The organism is Serratia oryzae, assembly GCF_001976145.1.
Lineage (GTDB): Bacteria > Pseudomonadota > Gammaproteobacteria > Enterobacterales > Enterobacteriaceae > Chania > Chania oryzae.
Genome location: NZ_MOXD01000009.1, coordinates 92,277 through 109,998 on the forward strand (window position 1 = coordinate 92,277; position 17,722 = coordinate 109,998).

At 55.0% G+C, this 17,722-nt stretch carries 13 protein-coding genes; 11 read left to right on the forward strand and 2 right to left on the reverse strand.

The genetic code is table 11. The annotated features are described in order from the left end of the window. The first annotated feature begins 5 nt into the window (after nt 1-5). Entirely contained in the window at nt 6-701 is a 696-nt protein-coding gene (locus tag BMI79_RS16345; RefSeq protein WP_076943188.1) for a pirin family protein, read from the forward strand. A 133-nt stretch (nt 702-834) separates the two neighbouring features. Beyond that, nucleotides 835-1,830 (forward strand): gluconate operon transcriptional repressor GntR, encoded by a 996-nt coding sequence (gene gntR, locus BMI79_RS16350; RefSeq protein ID WP_076943189.1) that lies wholly within the window; start codon nt 835-837, stop codon nt 1,828-1,830. Nucleotides 1,831-1,861: 31 nt separating this feature from the next. Here gntR and BMI79_RS16355 read toward each other — a convergent pair whose 3' ends face one another. Then, entirely contained in the window at nt 1,862-2,368 is a 507-nt protein-coding gene (locus BMI79_RS16355) for a gluconokinase (RefSeq protein WP_076943190.1), read from the reverse strand. 261 nt (nt 2,369-2,629) lie between these two features. On the opposite strand from BMI79_RS16355, the gene gntT reads away from it, so the two are divergent. Next, a complete protein-coding gene (gene gntT, locus BMI79_RS16360; RefSeq protein ID WP_076943191.1) occupies nt 2,630-3,946 on the forward strand; it encodes a gluconate transporter in 1,317 nt (438 codons plus the stop codon). 32 nt (nt 3,947-3,978) lie between these two features. Here the strand turns inward: gntT and BMI79_RS16365 are convergent, their stop codons facing one another. After that, a complete protein-coding gene (locus BMI79_RS16365) occupies nt 3,979-4,572 on the reverse strand; it encodes a YhgN family NAAT transporter (protein ID WP_076943299.1) in 594 nt (197 codons plus the stop codon). A 419-nt stretch (nt 4,573-4,991) separates the two neighbouring features. On the opposite strand from BMI79_RS16365, the gene asd reads away from it, so the two are divergent. From asd to BMI79_RS16410, 8 genes are all read left to right on the forward strand, one after another. Then, a complete protein-coding gene (asd, locus tag BMI79_RS16375; protein WP_076943192.1) occupies nt 4,992-6,095 on the forward strand; it encodes an aspartate-semialdehyde dehydrogenase in 1,104 nt (367 codons plus the stop codon). A gap of 198 nt (nt 6,096-6,293) precedes the next feature. After that, nucleotides 6,294-6,476 carry a hypothetical protein gene (locus tag BMI79_RS16380; RefSeq protein WP_076943193.1) on the forward strand — a complete coding sequence of 61 codons (183 nt, stop codon included), beginning with the start codon at nt 6,294-6,296 and terminating at the stop codon, nt 6,474-6,476. Between the two features lie 155 nt (nt 6,477-6,631). Then, nucleotides 6,632-8,818 (forward strand): 1,4-alpha-glucan branching enzyme, encoded by a 2,187-nt coding sequence (gene glgB, locus BMI79_RS16385; protein WP_076943194.1) that lies wholly within the window; start codon nt 6,632-6,634, stop codon nt 8,816-8,818. Next, nucleotides 8,815-10,806 (forward strand): glycogen debranching protein GlgX, encoded by a 1,992-nt coding sequence (gene glgX, locus BMI79_RS16390; protein ID WP_076943195.1) that lies wholly within the window; start codon nt 8,815-8,817, stop codon nt 10,804-10,806. The genes glgB and glgX overlap by 4 nt, the downstream gene beginning before the upstream one ends. Nucleotides 10,807-10,817: 11 nt before the next feature. After that, entirely contained in the window at nt 10,818-12,095 is a 1,278-nt protein-coding gene (gene glgC, locus BMI79_RS16395) for a glucose-1-phosphate adenylyltransferase (protein WP_076943196.1), read from the forward strand. 77 nt (nt 12,096-12,172) lie between these two features. Next, nucleotides 12,173-13,606, forward strand: a complete 1,434-nt coding sequence (gene glgA, locus BMI79_RS16400) for a glycogen synthase GlgA (protein ID WP_076943197.1) — start codon at nt 12,173-12,175, stop codon at nt 13,604-13,606. Nucleotides 13,607-13,630: 24 nt separating this feature from the next. Next, nucleotides 13,631-16,078 (forward strand): glycogen phosphorylase, encoded by a 2,448-nt coding sequence (gene glgP / locus BMI79_RS16405; RefSeq protein WP_076943198.1) that lies wholly within the window; start codon nt 13,631-13,633, stop codon nt 16,076-16,078. A gap of 432 nt (nt 16,079-16,510) precedes the next feature. Continuing rightward, nucleotides 16,511-17,662, forward strand: a complete 1,152-nt coding sequence (locus BMI79_RS16410) for a tail fiber domain-containing protein (RefSeq protein ID WP_076943199.1) — start codon at nt 16,511-16,513, stop codon at nt 17,660-17,662. The last annotated feature ends 60 nt before the right edge of the window (nt 17,663-17,722 follow it).

Consider the following 17,722-nt stretch of genomic DNA (forward strand, 5'->3'; position numbering starts at 1 on the left):
TGAATATGATTTATTTACGTAAAGCGGAAGATCGCGGTCATGCCAATCATGGTTGGCTGGATAGCTGGCACACCTTCTCATTTGCTGACTACTACGATCCTGATTTTATGGGGTTCTCGGCACTGCGGGTGATCAATGAAGATGTGATCGACGCGGGCCAGGGTTTTGGTACTCATCCCCATAAAGATATGGAGATCCTCACCTACATCCTGAGTGGTACGGTGGAGCATCAGGACAGCATGGGCAACAAAGAGCAGATCCATGCCGGTGAGTTTCAGATTATGAGTGCCGGTACCGGGGTGCGTCACTCGGAGTACAATGCCAATAGCGATCGGCCACTGCATCTTTATCAGATCTGGATTATCCCGGATCAGGTGGGGCTGACGCCACGCTATGAGCAGCGCAGGTTTGACGCGCCGCAGGGCCGTCAATTGGTGCTGTCACCCGATGCCCGCGAAGGCTCGCTGAAGGTGTTCCAGGATATGACGCTGTCGCGCTGGGCGCTGAAAAAAGATGAGCAGTCGGTTTACCCGATCCAGGCTGAACGCCGCATCTGGATCCAGGTCGTGCGTGGTAATGTGGCCATCAACGGCCATAAAGCGGGCACTAGCGATGCTTTTGCGGTGTGGGATGAAACCGCACTGTCGATCCACGCTGACGAAGACAGCGAAATACTGCTGTTTGACCTGCCGCCGGTATAATTGGGCTATGATCTCAGGGGTTCAGCGTGCTGAACCCCTTTTTCTTGCCCGCAGGCCGCGTAAGCAACGATATCGGCCAGCCGTTTTTTTTGCTAGAATGGCCGCCCATTCACGGTAAGCCAGTTCATTGATAATGAAGAAAAAACGGCCGGTGCTCCAAGATGTCGCAGATCAGGTTGGCGTCACCAAGATGACGGTGAGCCGCTATTTGCGTAACCCCGATCAGGTTTCCGCTGCCCTGCAGCAGAAGATTGCGGTTGCGCTGGACGATCTTGGCTATATCCCCAACCGTGCCCCAGATATTCTTTCCAATGCCACCAGCCGGGCGATCGGCGTGTTGTTGCCGTCGTTGACCAACCAGGTGTTCGCCGAAGTGTTGCGCGGTATTGAGAGCGTCACCGATGCGCATAATTATCAGACCATGCTGGCGCACTATGGCTATCTGCCGGAACGTGAAGAAGAGCGTCTGACGTCGTTATTGTCTTACAACATTGATGGGCTGATCCTGTCCGAGCGGCACCACACGCCGCGCACCTTGAAGATGATCGAAGTGGCCGGTATCCCGGTGGTTGAACTGATGGACTGCGTATCGCCGTGTATCGATCTGGCGGTGGGGTTCAACAACTTTGAAGCCGCCCGCCAGATGACCCAGCAAATTATCGCGCGTGGTCATCGTCACGTGGTGTATTTCGGCGCGCGCCAGGATGAGCGTACCATTATCAAGCAGCAGGGTTATGAACAGGCGATGCGTGAATCCGGTCTTGAACCCTACAGCATCATGACCACGCGTTCTTCCTCCTATTCTGCCGGTGGTGAGCTGTTGCTTGAGGCACAGCGCGATTACCCGCAGATCGACAGTATCTTCTGCACCAACGATGACTTGGCGATCGGCGCGGTGTTTGAATGCCAGCGTCAGGGGCTCTCGATCCCGCAGGATATGGCGATTGCCGGTTTCCACGGCCACGATATTGGCCAGGTGATGGTGCCGAAGCTGGCGAGCGTGCTGACGCCGCGTGAGCGTATGGGGCAGATCGGTGCGGAACGCCTGCTGGCCCGTCTGCGTGGTGAAATGGTCGGCCCGCGCATGGTTGACGTCGGTTTTACCGTGATCCCCGGCGGCAGTATCTGAAGCAGGGCACCGCAGGGTGCCCGTTGCCGGTTTATTTCTGCAGTGCAGCCACACAACGGCTGACTACGCCTTCGATATCGGTATCGATATCAATACCAATCACATCTTTCTCGTCGAGCGCAGGTTCTTCCAGTGCATCAAACTGGCTTTTCAGCAGCTCGGTCGGCATAAAGTGCCCGGAACGGGCTTTCAGGCGCGCCAGAATCACGTCGAAGCTGCCTTTCAAATAAATAAACACCATGTTCTCGTTATCTTGGCGTAGCAGATCGCGGTAGCGGCGCTTGAGCGCAGAGCAGACGATAACCCCGGTTTCATTTTTGTGATTCAGGCTGTACGCCGCATCATTAAGGCGCTGCAACCATGGAGCGCGATCATCGTCATTCAACGGTTGCCCGCTGGCCATCTTCTGGATATTGGCGCGCGGATGCAGATCGTCGCCATCAATGAATTTTGCCTGTATTTCCCGTGCGACAGCCGCGCCAATCGTGGATTTGCCGCTGCCGGAGACGCCCATCAGGATGATGCTTTTTCCCGCCATAAGTTTGATCTCTATCTCAGAATAAGAAATTCGCCTAGCTTCATGGTTCCGAATCTTAGCATGTTACCGGTATCATGATACGGGTAACAAATGGAGATGTGATTGTCATCACAAAGGGTAGAACAAGGGACAGTCGTCTGTACTCAATCGCACTCAAGTGGCCCGATAGCACCAGGACAGGGCCGTAAAATTAAAACCAAACACCCTCTTTTGCCGCACTTTGGCGCAGAGGTTTAGTGATAAAAGGGTTGGAGAAAAATTATGCCATTAGTGATTGTTGCAGTCGGCGTAGCGATGCTACTGCTGCTGATGATCCGCTTTAAACTGAACGGCTTTATCTCGCTGATTCTGGTCGCGCTGGCGGTTGGTGTTATGCAGGGGATGCCGGTGGATAAAGTGGTGGGCTCCATCAAGGCTGGCGTCGGCGGTACGCTGGGGGGCCTGGCGCTGATCATGGGCTTTGGTGCCATGCTCGGTAAACTGTTGGCGGACTGCGGTGGGGCACAGCGCATCGCCACTACCCTGATCGCCAAATTCGGTAAACAGCATATCCAATGGGCCATTGTGCTTACCGGTTTTACCGTTGGTTTTGCGCTGTTCTACGAAGTCGGTTTTGTGCTGTTGTTGCCACTGGTGTTTACCATTGCCGCTTCCGCGCGTATTCCATTGCTGTATGTCGGGGTACCTATGGCTGCGGCGCTGTCCGTGACCCACGGTTTCCTGCCGCCGCACCCTGGCCCGACCGCGATTGCCACTATTTTCCATGCCGATATGGGTAAAACCCTGTTGTTCGGTACTCTGCTGGCGATCCCGACCGTGATTCTGGCTGGCCCGGTATATGCCCGCTTCCTGAAAGGGATCGATAAGCCCGTTCCTGTCGGCCTGTATAACCCAAAAACCTTTACCGAAGAAGAAATGCCAAGCTTTGGTGTCAGCGTAGCGACTGCGCTGGTGCCGGTGATCCTGATGGCGCTGCGGGCAGTGGCCGAAATGGTATTGCCAAAAGGCCACCCGATCCTGGCTTATGCCGAATTCTTCGGCGATCCGGTGATAGCAACGCTGATTGCAGTACTGATTGCTATCTTCACCTTCGGCCTGAACCGTGGCCGCAGCATGGATGAAGTGATGGGTACCATCACCGAGTCGATCAAAATCATCGCCATGATGTTATTGATCATCGGCGGTGGTGGTGCGTTCAAGCAGGTTCTGGTAGACAGCGGGATTGAGAAGTATATTGCCGACATGATGCACGGCAGCAGCGTTTCACCGATCCTGATGGCCTGGTCGATTGCGGCGGTGCTGCGTATTGCACTGGGTTCAGCCACCGTTGCGGCGATTACCGCTGGTGGCATCGTTGCGCCACTGATCGCCACCACCGGGGTCAGCCCGGAACTGATGGTGATCGCCGTGGGGTCCGGCAGCGTGATCTTCTCGCACGTTAACGATCCGGGCTTCTGGCTGTTCAAGGAGTATTTCAACCTGACCATTATGGAAACCATCAAGTCCTGGTCAGTGTTGGAAACCATCATTTCAGTCTGCGGCCTGATTGGCTGCCTGCTGTTGGCGATGGTGGTTTAACGCTATGCCGCAAGGTGCTCCGCGCCTTGCGGCTACAGTTTCATATAGGCTCTGATGCCGTCCAGGAACATTTGGGTGGAGAGCATCACCAGAATCAGCCCCATCAACCTTTCCAGCGCGTTCACCCCTTTGCTGCCCAACAGGCGCAGGAACAGGCTCGACATTAGCAGGATCGCCGCCGACAGCCCCCAGGCAATCAGCAGCGCCACGACCAGGTGCGACAACTGATTAGGGTACTGATGTGAAAGCAGCATCAGCGCCGCCAGAATTGACGGCCCGGCCACCAGCGGAATGGCGAGCGGCACCAGGAAAGGTTCCTCACCGGCAGAAAGTCCGGTACCGTTGCCTTCCTGAGACGGGAAGATCATCTTGATAGCAATCAGGAATAGGATAATCCCACCCGAGATCGACACGGTTTCGGTACGCAGATTAAGAAACGCCAAAATGCGCTCACCGGCGAACAGAAAGATCAGCATCAGCAGCAAGGCGATCAGCAGCTCGCGGATCAGCACCACCCGGCGGCGGCGCGGTTCCAAGTGTTTGAGCACCGACATAAAAATCGGCAGGTTGCCCAGTGGATCCATGATTAAAAACAGCAGCACCGTGGCCGAAATCATCTCTGTCATCATTACCTCAAAATCTGAAAAATGTACCGGTGGTTCCGGTAACCCCCTTGGTCTCTACATCCCCTTCTCTTAGAAGGATGGCAGATATATATACTCGTCATACTTCAAGTTGCTTGGGTGTTGGCTGCGTTACTCGGCCCATACTGGGCCTCGCCCCTTCGGGGCCGCTGCAAGCAGCGTTCAAATCTGCCAAGCAGATTTGTCACTCACCCCAGTCACTTACTTGAGTAAGCTCCTGGTGCTTCATTCAGTTGCCGCCTACAAGCAACTCGAATTATTTTGGGTATAAGAAGCATTGCTGAGAATCGCTCAGCTATCGAATAAATTCACTTTGCGCCTGAGCTAACATTTTGTAAGGTGGGTAGATATTGCACACCACTTACGACATGGTCGTTATCCCCAAGGCAGGACTGTAAATTATGAAAAACGTTGGTTTCATCGGTTGGCGCGGTATGGTCGGCTCTGTACTTATGCAACGCATGACAGAAGAGCGCGATTTTGACGCCATTCGCCCGGTATTCTTCTCCACCTCGCAGCACGGTGCCGCCGCCCCGGCTTTTGGCGGCCAACAGGGTACGCTGCAAGATGCGTATGATGTTGAGGCACTCAGCGCACTCGACATTATTATTACCTGCCAGGGCGGGGATTACACCAATGAAATCTATCCAAAGCTGCGTGCAACCGGTTGGCAAGGCTATTGGATCGACGCCGCCTCCTCACTGCGTATGAAAGATGACGCCATTATTATCCTTGACCCGGTGAACCACGAGGTGATCCAGGAAGGGCTGAACAAAGGCATCAAAACCTTTGTCGGTGGTAACTGTACGGTCAGTTTGATGCTGATGTCACTGGGCGGCCTGTTTGCCAACAATCTGGTGGAGTGGGCGTCGGTTGCCACTTATCAGGCGGCATCCGGCGGTGGCGCACGCCATATGCGTGAACTGCTGACGCAAATGGGCATGCTGCACGCTGATGTGGCAAAAGAGCTGCAGAACCCGGCTTCGGCGATTCTGGATATCGAGCGTAAGGTGACTGAAGCCACTCGCTCCGGCAAGTTGCCAACCGATAACTTTGGCGTGCCTTTGGCGGGCAGCCTGATCCCGTGGATCGACAAGCAGTTGGATAACGGCCAGAGCCGCGAAGAGTGGAAAGGCCAGGCGGAAACCAACAAGATCCTCAATACCTCGGCGATTATTCCTGTCGATGGTCTGTGCGTGCGCGTTGGTGCGCTGCGCTGCCACAGCCAGGCATTCACCCTGAAGCTGAAAAAAGATGTGCCGCTGGCGGAAATCGAGCAGATGCTGGCAACGCACAACGATTGGGTGCGCGTGATCCCGAACGACCGCGAACTGACCATGCGTGAGCTGACGCCAGCGGCGGTGACCGGCACGCTGAACACACCGGTTGGCCGTTTGCGTAAGCTGAATATGGGCCCAGAATATCTCTCCGCGTTCACCGTTGGCGATCAGTTGTTGTGGGGGGCTGCCGAACCGCTGCGCCGCATGTTACGTATTCTGCTGTAAATCGATCTCCAGTCGACTTCAGGTTGCCGCCAACCGTGCTGCAGCCTGGGGGATGACGGAATAAGCTGAACTTCCTGAGGGCTGGTTTCTTTCGGCCCTTTAACGCCTTGTTTTCAACAATGTCTGTTCTCTGCGCATGCATCCGGTCCGGGTCGTTTCAGACCACGCGAAATATGGACAAAATCGCTGAAAGAAGGAATGAAACATCACCGTAACACGCATATCACAAAGCCGGTGGCAGTGCAAAATCGCTGTCAGATCGGCCATTTTCACCGTGCAAAATTTTCCTTTGAAATCATCAATGCTTTAACAGACTTTGGCTATGCTTGTTGGGGCGACGAATACATACCGATTAATGGTGAGTGTTTGTCTGAAAAATAGACATAAAGAGCGGTATTTCGGCTTTTAAGGATGCAAATTAATCAATAACCGACCGAAATCACGCTTTAGGTTCTGAATGAATTGCATGATAGACACAACGGCTGCTTTTAGATGTAGCCCCTTAAGAGTCATGCTCTTATCTAAGGAAGAATGCCATGCCTGTACTTCCCGATCGTGACGTGATTAATCAGATTATTTCCGGCCATTACGCCGATCCCTTCGCCCTGTTGGGTATGCATGTTACAGAACGCGGGCTGCAGATTTGCGCCCTGCTGCCGGATGCTGAGGCCGTATGGCTGGTGGAGAGCAAAACCGGTAAGCGTTTGGTTCAACTCGATTGTGACGATGCTCGCGGCTTTTTCAGCGCCATCGTACCGCGCCGTAAAAACCCTTTCCGTTATCAGCTAGAAGCCCGTTGGCGCGATCACCAGCAAATTCTCGACGATCCTTACCGTTTTGGCACCCTGTTGCAGGATATTGACACCTGGCTGTTGGCTGAAGGAACCCACCTGCGGCCTTACGAGCGCTTGGGGGCTCATCCCTGCGAGCTGGATAATGTAGAAGGTGTCAGCTTTGCCGTGTGGGCACCGAACGCGCAGCGCGTTTCCGTGGTGGGTGAGTTTAACTTCTGGGATGGCCGCCGCAATCCGATGCGCCTGCGCCGCGAAAATGGCATCTGGGAACTGTTCCTGCCGGGGGTCAAAGCCGGGCAACTGTATAAGTACGAGATCATTGACTGCTACGGCAACATCCAACTGAAAGCCGATCCTTATGCCTTCGAAGCGCAGATGCGGCCGGATACGGCGTCGTTGATTACGCCGTTGCCGGATGTGGTGGAAAATCCCCCTGAGCGGCGGCGCGCCAATGATTTTGATCGCCCGATCTCAATTTACGAAGTGCATCTTGGCTCATGGCGGCGTCATACCGACAACAATTTCTGGCTCAGCTATCAGGAACTGGCCGATCAACTGATCCCTTACGTCAAAGAGATGGGTTTTACCCATATTGAACTGCTGCCGATCAACGAACACCCGTTTGATGGCAGCTGGGGTTATCAGCCGTTGGGGCTGTATGCGCCGACACGCCGTTTCGGTACTCCTGCCGAATTCAAAGCTTTTGTGGCGGCGGCGCATGAGGCCGGGATTAACGTGATACTCGACTGGGTGCCGGGGCATTTCCCCAGCGATGCCCACGGGCTGGCGAACTTCGACGGCACGGCGCTGTATGAGTATGCCGATCCGCGCGAAGGGTTCCATCAAGACTGGAATACGCTGATTTACAACTATGGCCGCCACGAAGTGCGTAACTACTTGGCTGGCAATGCGTTTTACTGGTTAGAGCGGTTTGGCATTGACGGGCTGCGCGTGGATGCGGTGGCGTCGATGATCTACCGTGATTACAGCCGTGCCGACGGCGAGTGGGTGCCAAACTGCTACGGTGGTAATGAGAACCTGGAGGCCATCTCCTTCCTGCGCTACACCAACCAGACGCTGGGTAAAGAGCGGCCTGGCGCGGTCACGCTGGCGGAAGAGTCTACCGATTATCCGGGGGTCACGCTGCCGCCGGAAGCCAACGGTCTGGGTTTCCACTATAAATGGGACCTGGGCTGGATGCACGACACGCTCGATTACATGAAATGCGATCCTGTACACCGTAAGTATCATCACAATCTGATGACGTTCGGCATGCTCTACTCCCACACCGAAAACTTTGTGTTGCCGATCTCTCACGATGAAGTGGTGCATGGCAAACGCTCGATTCTGGATCGGATGCCGGGGGATGCCTGGCAAAAATTTGCCAACCTGCGTGCGTATTACGGTTTCATGTGGGCGCATCCGGGTAAAAAGCTGCTGTTTATGGGCTGCGAATTTGCTCAGGGCCGGGAATGGAATTTTGACACCAGCCTTGACTGGCACCTGCTGGAAGGGATGGATGGCTGGCACCACGGCGTGCAGCGCCTGGTGCGCGATCTCAACCACTGTTACCAGAACCAGGCACCGCTGTATGAGCGGGATTATCAGGCCGGTGGTTTTGAGTGGTTGGTGGTGGATGACCATGATAATTCGGTGTTTGCTTTCGCGCGCTATGACTCGCAGGGCAATGAACTGATTGCCATCAGCAACTTTACCCCGGTGCCGCGCCATCATTACCGCATTGGCGTTTCCCGCCCAGGTGAATACCGTGAAATCCTCAATACCGATTCGCACCATTACCACGGCAGCAATGCCGGTAATCAGGGGCGAGTGATAACGGAGGCGATCGGCAGCCATGGCCGTGAGCATTCGATCTGCATCATGGTGCCGCCGTTGGCAACGGTGTATCTGTTGCGGGAGAAGCAATGATTGCACTGACGCCCGGTCTTGCGGCGCCTTTAGGGGCTTATTACGACGGTAATGGCATTAACTTTACCCTGTTTTCGGCCCATGCCACACAGGTGGAGCTGTGCCTGTTTGACGCCAAGATGCGGGAAACGCGTTTGCCGTTGCCTGCCCGCAGCGGTGACATCTGGCATGGCTATCTGCCCGGGGGGGAGCCGGGGTTGCGCTACGGTTTCCGGGTGCATGGCCCGTTCAAGCCGCGAAGAGGGTTGCGGTTTAACCCTAACAAGCTGCTGCTCGATCCTGCCGCCCGTGCGGTGGAAGGGCCGGTTGCCGATCACCTGTACCTGCACGGCGGTTATGACCAGCCGGATCCGCAGGATAGCGCATCGTTGATGCCGAAATGCATTGTGATCGATGAACGTTACGACTGGGAGGACGATCGCCCACCGGCCACGCCGTGGAGCAAAACGGTGATCTACGAAGCCCACGTGCGTGGTTTAACGTTACTGCATCCAGAAATCCCGCCGGTGTTGCGCGGCAGTTTCGCCGCCCTGGGGCACCCGGTGATGATCGCTCACTTCAAGCGGTTGGGGATTACCGCACTGGAGCTGTTGCCGATCCAGCAGCACACCACGGAACCGCGTTTGCAGCGCCTGGGGTTGATCAACTACTGGGGCTACAACGTGCTGGCACCCTATGCGCCGGATAACCGCTATTGCAGCCTGAGAACTGATATGACGCCGCTGCGCGAGTTTCGCGATGCGGTGAAGGCGCTGCACAAGGCGGGTATTGAAGTGATTCTCGATGTGGTGTTCAACCACAGCGCGGAATTGGATCTCGATGGGCCGACGCTGTCACTGCGCGGCATCGATAATCCGAGCTATTACTGGCTGGAACCCGATGGCGACTATGTTAACGCTACCGGCTGTGGTAATACGCTGCGGCTGGATCAGCCAGCAGGAGTGGCGTGGGTGATGGATTGCCTGCGTTTTTGGGTGCGTGAGTGCCATGTGGACGGTTTCCGTTTCGATCTTGGCACCGTATTAGGCCGTACACCGGCGTTTGACCGTGATGCGCCGCTGTTTCAGGCGATGCTGGCGGACGATACGCTGGGGCGTTGCAAGCTGATTGCCGAACCCTGGGATATTGGTTCTGGCGGCTATCAGGTTGGGGCGTTTCCCGGCCGTTTTGCCGAATGGAATGACCATTTCCGTGACGATATCCGTAGCTTCTGGCTGCGGGGCCATTTGTCTCTCGGTCAGTTCGCTCGGCGTTTTGCTGCCTCCAGTGATGTGTTTAACCAACGTGGGCGCGCACCTTATGCCAGCATCAATATGCTGGCGGCCCACGACGGATTTACCCTGCAGGATGTAGTGAGTTTCAACCAGAAGCACAACCAGCCGAACGGCGAAGGAAACCGTGATGGCAGTGACCATAACTTTAGCTACAACCACGGCGTGGAAGGCCCAGTTGCCGACCACACCATTGTGCAACACCGCAGAGCCAGTCAGCGGGCGCTTCTTGCCATGTTGCTGCTGGCTCAGGGAACACCGATGTTGCTGGCTGGCGATGAACATGGACACAGCCAGCAAGGTAACAACAATGCCTATTGTCAGGATAACGAAACCACCTGGCTGAACTGGGCCAAAGCGGATGATTCCCTCACCGCCTACACCGCCGCGCTGATCCGCCTGCGCCAGCAAATTCCTGCTCTACAGCAAGGTGGCTGGTGGCAAGAGGGAGACGGCAGCGTGCAGTGGCTGAACGTGCATGGGCAACCGCTCAGTGCACAGGAGTGGGAGCAGGGCGAACGGCTGTTACAGATCCGCCTGTCGCAACGCTGGCTGCTGGTGATCAACGCCACGCCGCAAGCCGTTGAGATGACGTTACCTGAAGGGGATTGGCAGGTTGTTGCCCCCTTTGTTCAGGAAGAAGATTCGCAGGTGGAGTTACCCACCTGGTGCCAGGCTGCGCATTCGCTTTGCGTGCTGGCAGAAAAGAAAAATTAAAGGAGTCAGCTATGGTTAGGTTTGAGAGTAAAGACCCCCTGATGTTGGCGCGCCAACTGCCGAATAAAACCGTTGCCCTGATATTGGCTGGCGGCCGTGGCTCGCGTTTGAAAGATTTGACCTCTACCCGTGCCAAACCGGCCGTGCATTTTGGCGGCAAGTTTCGCATCATCGATTTTGCGATGTCGAACTGCCTGAATTCGGGGATCCGCCGGATGGGCGTGATCACCCAATATCATTCGCATACCTTGGTGCAGCATATTCAGCGTGGCTGGTCGTTCCTCAATGAAGAGATGAATGAGTTTGTCGATCTGCTGCCAGCCCAGCAGCGCCAGAGTTCCGATCACTGGTACAAAGGCACCGCCGATGCGGTGTACCAGAACCTGGATATCATCCGCCGCTACGATGCGGAATACATCGTGATCCTGGCCGGTGACCACATTTATAAAATGGATTACTCGCGCATGCTGATCGACCACGTGGAGAAGGGCGCGCAGTGTACGGTGGCCTGTATTCCGGTGCCGATTGGCCAGGCCAGCGAGTTTGGCGTGATGAAAGTGGCCGATAACGACCAGATTCTGGAGTTTCTTGAGAAGCCAGCGCATCCGCCCGCCATGCCGGGTAACCCGGAAATGTCGCTGGCCAGCATGGGGATTTACGTCTTCAACGCACAATACCTGTTCCGCTTATTGGAAGAGGATGTGGCGACGCCAGACTCCACTAATGATTTCGGCAAAGATCTGATCCCGAAAATCACCGCACAAGGGGAGGCCTGGGCGCATCCGTTTACCATGTCCTGCGTCACTTCCAACCCCGACTCACCGCCGTATTGGCGCGATGTCGGCACGCTGGATGCCTATTGGCGTGCTAATCTTGATCTGGCATCGGTAACGCCGGAGCTGGATATGTACGATCGCGGCTGGCCGATTCGCACCTATATGGAGCCGCTGCCGACGGCCAAATTTGTGCAGGATCGCTCCGGTAGCCACGGCATGACCATGAACTCGCTGGTGGCCGGTGGCTGCATTGTTTCCGGTTCGGTAGTTGTGCATTCGGTGCTGTTTTCGCGTGCGCGGGTGAACTCTTTCTGTACGATAGACTCTTCGGTCTTACTGCCTGACGTGAACGTTGGCCGCTCTTGCCGCCTGCGTCGCTGCATCATCGATCGCGCCTGCCAGATCCCGGAAGGGATGGTGATTGGCGAAAATGCCGACGATGACAGCAGACGTTTTTATCGTTCAGAAGAAGGCATCGTGCTGGTCACGCGCGAAATGCTGGCAAAGCTATAGGCATTGCCTGACCCCGTGGGCGCCGCTGGCGCCCTCTGTCTCCGCAAAGAATTTTTTGCCGATTTTCAGGAGTGATAATGCAGGTTTTACACGTATGTTCTGAAATGTTCCCACTGCTTAAAACAGGTGGTCTTGCAGACGTAGTTGGTGCATTACCGGCGGCACAAATTGCCGCGGGTGCGGACGTTCGGGTGTTGTTACCGGCTTTTCCTGATATCCGCAACGGTATACCGGACACCGTGCTGGTGGCGGAGATCGACTCTTTCGTCGGGCGGGTGGGGCTGCGGTACGGCACTTATCATGGCGTTGGGGTTTACCTGATTGATGCGCCTTGGCTGTATGACCGGCCGGGCAGCCCGTATCACGATCAGTCAATGAACGCTTACCCGGACAACCACCGTCGCTTTGCCTTGCTGGGGTGGATGGCCTGTGAGCTGGCGAAAGGGCTGGATCGCTATTGGCGGCCCAAGGTGGTGCATGCGCATGACTGGCATGCGGGGTTGGCCTGTGCTTATCTGGCCGCCAACGGTTATCCGGCGCGTTCAATCTTCACCGTGCACAACCTGGCTTATCAGGGCTTGTTCTACGCCCACCATATGCAGGAATTGTGGTTGCCACCGTCGTTCCTCAACATTTATGGCCTGGAATTCTACGGGCAGATCTCATTCCTTAAGGCTGGGCTGTTTTATGCCGATCATATCACGACCGTCAGCCCCACTTACGCGCGTGAAATCACCCGGGCGGAATTTGGTTATGGTATGGAAGGGTTATTGCAGGACCGCCAGCGGCAAGGCAGGCTGAGCGGCATTCTTAACGGCGTGGACGACAAGATCTGGGATCCGTCCCATGATGTACGCCTGACTGCCCGTTATGACGCCGATCGTCTGAAAGATAAAGTGAAAAACAAGATCCACCTGCAAAAAGCCATGGGTTTACAGGTGGATGCGTCATTACCGCTGTTTGCGGTGGTCAGCCGTCTGACCAGTCAAAAAGGGCTGGATCTGGTGCTGGATGCCTTGCCTGCGCTGCTGGATCAGGGCGGGCAGCTGGCGCTGCTGGGTGCCGGAGACGCGGTCTTGCAGCAGGCATTTCTGGCAGCGGCGGCCGATTACCCGGAGCAGGTCGGGGTACAGCTTGGCTATCATGAGGCGTTCTCTCACCGGATTATCGGCGGGGCGGATGTGATCCTGGTGCCGAGCCGTTTCGAGCCTTGCGGCCTGACTCAGCTTTACGGTTTGAAATATGGAACGTTGCCACTGGTGCGCCGCACCGGTGGGCTTGCGGATACGGTAGTGGACTGCGCGCTGGAAAATCTGGCCGACGGCACTGCCAGTGGATTTGTGTTTGATGATTGTGACGCCGTTGCCCTGGGCAACGCGATCCGGCGCGCTTTAGTGCTGTGGAGCAGGCCGAAACACTGGCGCCACGTGCAACGCCATGCCATGGGCCTGGACTTTGGCTGGCAGGTTGCTGCCAAGGATTATTTGTCGCTTTATCAACGCTTGTTGTAATCACGCACTTGGGATTGAACTGTTATGACTTCACCGTTTAGTTACACCTCACCCACGGTCAGTGTGGAAGCGCTGAAACATTCTATCGCCTATAAACTGATGTTTATTGTCGGTAAAGATCCGGCTATCGCCACCCAGCACGACTGGCTGAACGCCGTACTGTTTGCGGTGCGCGACCGGATGGTGGAACGCTGGCTGCGCTCTAACCGCGCCCAGCTTTCGCAGGACGTGCGGCAGGTTTATTACCTGTCGATGGAGTTCCTGCTCGGCCGGACGTTATCAAACTCGCTGTTATCCATGGGGATTTACCGGGATATCGAAGATGCGCTGGACGAAATGGGCCTGAGCCTGAGCGAACTGCTCGAAGAAGAGAACGATCCTGGCCTGGGTAACGGTGGTTTAGGGCGCTTGGCGGCCTGCTTCCTGGATTCGCTCGCGACGCTGGCACTGCCGGGGCGGGGCTATGGTATCCGTTATGAATACGGCATGTTCAAACAGAACATCGTTAATGGCCAGCAGATGGAATCACCGGATTACTGGCTGGAATACGGTAACCCGTGGGAGTTCCCGCGTCACAATACCCGCTATAAAGTCCGCTTTGGCGGGCGCATCCAGCAGGAAGGTGCGAAGGCGCGCTGGCTGGAGACCGAAGAGATCGTAGCGATCGCTTACGATCAGGTGATCCCGGGGTTTGATACCGATGCCACCAACACGCTGCGCCTGTGGAGTGCCCAGGCCAGTAACGAAATCAATCTGGGTAAGTTTAACCAGGGCGACTACTTCGCCGCTGTGGAAGATAAAAACCACTCCGAGAACGTGTCGCGCGTGCTCTATCCGGATGACTCCACCTATTCCGGGCGCGAATTGCGTCTGCGGCAGGAATATTTCCTGGTGTCGGCAACGGTGCAGGATATCCTCAGCCGCCACTGGACGATGCACAAAACCTTCGACAACCTGGCCGACAAGATTGCGATCCACCTCAATGATACCCATCCGGTGCTGTCGATTCCTGAACTAATGCACTTGCTGATTGATGAGCATAAATTCAGTTGGCTGGATGCCTGGGCGGTGGTGGAGAAGGTGTTCTCTTATACCAACCACACGCTGATGAGCGAAGCGCTGGAAACCTGGCCGGTCGATATGCTGGGCAAGATCCTGCCGCGCCATCTGCAGCTTATTTTCGAAATCAACGATCATTTCCTCAAGCAGGTGCAGGAAGCGATCCCCGATGACAATGAGCTGCTGTCGCGTGTTTCCATTATTGATGAAACCAACGGACGGCGGGTGCGCATGGCGTGGCTGGCGGTCGTTGCCAGCCATAAAGTGAACGGCGTTTCTGCATTGCACTCTGAGCTGATGGTGCAGTCTCTGTTTGCCGATTTTGCCCGCATCTTCCCGGATCGCTTCTGCAATAAAACCAACGGGGTAACGCCGCGTCGCTGGTTGGGGCTGGCTAACCGGCCGCTGTCGAAAGTGCTGGATGACAGCATTGGCCAGCACTGGCGCACCGATCTCAGCCAACTCGGTGAAATCAAACCGAATGTGGACTACCCGAGCTTCCTGCAGGCGGTGCAGTCGGCCAAGCGTCAGAACAAAGAGCGTTTGGCGAGTTACATTGCCAAAAAACTCAACGTGGTGGTGAACCCGGATGCGTTGTTTGACGTGCAGATCAAACGTATCCACGAATATAAGCGCCAGTTGCTTAACGTGCTGCATGTGATCACCCGCTATAACCGCTTGTTGCAGGATCCAGAAACCAAGAGCGTGCCGCGCGTGGTGATTTTTGCCGGTAAAGCGGCCTCGGCGTATTACGCGGCCAAGCAGATCATCCGGCTGATCAACGACGTGGCGAAGGTGATCAACAACGATCCGCGGGTGCACGACGATCTGAAAGTGGTGTTCATTCCTAACTATGGCGTGAGCCTGGCGCAGATGATCATTCCCGCGGCGGATCTCTCTGAGCAGATCTCGCTGGCGGGTACTGAAGCATCGGGCACCAGTAACATGAAGTTTGCCCTGAACGGTGCGCTGACTATCGGCACGCTGGACGGTGCCAACGTCGAAATGCTGGAGCATGTCGGCGAAGAGAATATCTTCATTTTCGGCAACACCGCCGAGCAGGTGGAAGAGTTGCGCCGTACTGGCTACAACCCGCGGCAGTATTTTGAGCAGGATGCCGAGTTGCATCAGGCACTGACGCAGATTGCCACCGGTGCGTTCAGCCCGGAAGAGCCGCAGCGCTACAGCAACCTGTTTGATTCACTGGTGAATCTGGGCGATCACTACCAGCTGCTGGCGGATTACCGCAGCTATGTGGATACTCAGGACAAAGTGGATGAGGTGTATCTCAATCAGGACGACTGGACGCGGCGTGCGATCCTGAATATCGCCAATATGGGCTATTTCTCTTCCGACCGTACCATTCAGGAATACGCAGACGAGATCTGGAACATCAAGCCGATCAAGCTGTGATCAGTTCCCTCTCCCTTGTGGAGGGGGAGGGGACTTTCCGCACTATATGTAGCGACCTGCATCGAAAACCGCCTGACCTGCAATCAACGGCGGTTTTCAACCCACATCATTTGCCTCCAACCTGCCTTCCATCCTTACCAACCCACATTATCTGCAAATTTGTGATGCGACGTTATTCCACTCCCACGGTGAAAACAGAGGGTTGTTGTCTCTGACTCCTTGGCTAATCCCTCTCCATTTTTGTATCAACCACTACACAACAAACGCCAATCGACACTTCCCGACCATAAAGACAAAATACTGTTTATGCATACAGTAATTGTTGTGTGCTTTACTGGTTTGATAGCAGAAAAGTGTTGAATCCTGTACGGGTCCACAGGATACGGGCGCTATCAACCGTCAGAAAACAGTCTGTAACAAAGGAAAATAACCATGGCTGAAGAAAAGAAAAATGCTCAGGTGCTGAACGGTGTGAATGATGACATTACTGAACTGAAATCACTGTCCACGTTGCGTAAGCGCGTCATCAGTGACAGTGAAGTGGTATCCAAATCACCAAACGGTTTTCGCCTGGCAAATGGCAATACCGGTGTGATCCTGCGTAATGATGGGCAAGATTTTTATGCCCTGACGACCCCAAGCGGTCAGGCACAGGATGGGCAATGGAACACCCTGCGTCCTTTCTCCTTCAATCTTGCCACCGGCAAGGTGTCTCTACGTAATGGCGTTGAGGTATCTGGTGGTGCTGTAGTGTCAAGTAACGCTGGCATTGCTGCGGTGACAACCGGTCCTACTGCTCTTATCAGTGGGCAAATCTATGAGGCACCCGGCATACATACCGATTTCACCAGCGGCAACGTGACGACTTCAATGTTGATGACTTCACGTACCGTTCCTGGAAAAGATGACTTTGGCATACTTTCCTATCTCGATCGGCTAGGAAACAGGAACGAAATTCATGTGAGAGCAAACAGTGAAGTGTCGGCTGGCCAGTTCGTCAAACGTAATGCCAACGGATGGATTTTGGCTACCGGAACCCTATCCGTTAATAACAATGCGGATCGCTATACGCAGGGGGTTCGTATTCAAGGGGAAAATGGCCTGAATTCAGAACTCTACCATTATGAGCGCATTGGCAAACATAACCTGATGGGGATCCATGTTGCCAATAATAATGGTCAGCATGCCTGGTATGAGTTCCTGCACACAGGTTATGCCTTCGCCAACGGCGGCTGGAATAGCAGTTCCGATGCTCGCATGAAGACGGATATCGTGAAAATCGATAGTGCACTAGAGAAGCTGCAAAAAATCGGGGGGTATACCTACCTGAAACAAGGTGTGCCAGAAGCCGGGGTTATTGCTCAGGAAGTGGAAAGCGTATTACCGCAGTCAGTGACTACAACTGAACTGAAGTTAAATGACGGTAGCACGCTTAAAGACGCCCGCGGGATCAATATCAACGGCGTTGTGGCTCTGCTGATTGAAGCGCTCAAGGAAGAACGGGCTGCCAGGATTGAAGATTGTCGCGAACTGGGATCTCGGTTAGCAGAGCTGGAAAAAGCGACTGGCGGTAAGCAGGACTGATACCTTGGGTGTCCCTGCGTGTATGTAGCCAAATGCAAAAATTTTACTATGCATATAAAA

Coding starts and splice junctions, on each gene's coding strand:
- BMI79_RS16345 (WP_076943188.1), top strand. CDS start 6: ATGATTTATTTACGTAAAGCGGAAGATCGCGGTCATGCCAATCATGGT.
- gntR (WP_076943189.1), top strand. CDS start 835: ATGAAGAAAAAACGGCCGGTGCTCCAAGATGTCGCAGATCAGGTTGGC.
- BMI79_RS16355 (WP_076943190.1), bottom strand. CDS start 2,368: ATGGCGGGAAAAAGCATCATCCTGATGGGCGTCTCCGGCAGCGGCAAA.
- gntT (WP_076943191.1), top strand. CDS start 2,630: ATGCCATTAGTGATTGTTGCAGTCGGCGTAGCGATGCTACTGCTGCTG.
- BMI79_RS16365 (WP_076943299.1), bottom strand. CDS start 4,572: ATGACAGAGATGATTTCGGCCACGGTGCTGCTGTTTTTAATCATGGAT.
- asd (WP_076943192.1), top strand. CDS start 4,992: ATGAAAAACGTTGGTTTCATCGGTTGGCGCGGTATGGTCGGCTCTGTA.
- BMI79_RS16380 (WP_076943193.1), top strand. CDS start 6,294: ATGAAACATCACCGTAACACGCATATCACAAAGCCGGTGGCAGTGCAA.
- glgB (WP_076943194.1), top strand. CDS start 6,632: ATGCCTGTACTTCCCGATCGTGACGTGATTAATCAGATTATTTCCGGC.
- glgX (WP_076943195.1), top strand. CDS start 8,815: ATGATTGCACTGACGCCCGGTCTTGCGGCGCCTTTAGGGGCTTATTAC.
- glgC (WP_076943196.1), top strand. CDS start 10,818: ATGGTTAGGTTTGAGAGTAAAGACCCCCTGATGTTGGCGCGCCAACTG.
- glgA (WP_076943197.1), top strand. CDS start 12,173: ATGCAGGTTTTACACGTATGTTCTGAAATGTTCCCACTGCTTAAAACA.
- glgP (WP_076943198.1), top strand. CDS start 13,631: ATGACTTCACCGTTTAGTTACACCTCACCCACGGTCAGTGTGGAAGCG.
- BMI79_RS16410 (WP_076943199.1), top strand. CDS start 16,511: ATGGCTGAAGAAAAGAAAAATGCTCAGGTGCTGAACGGTGTGAATGAT.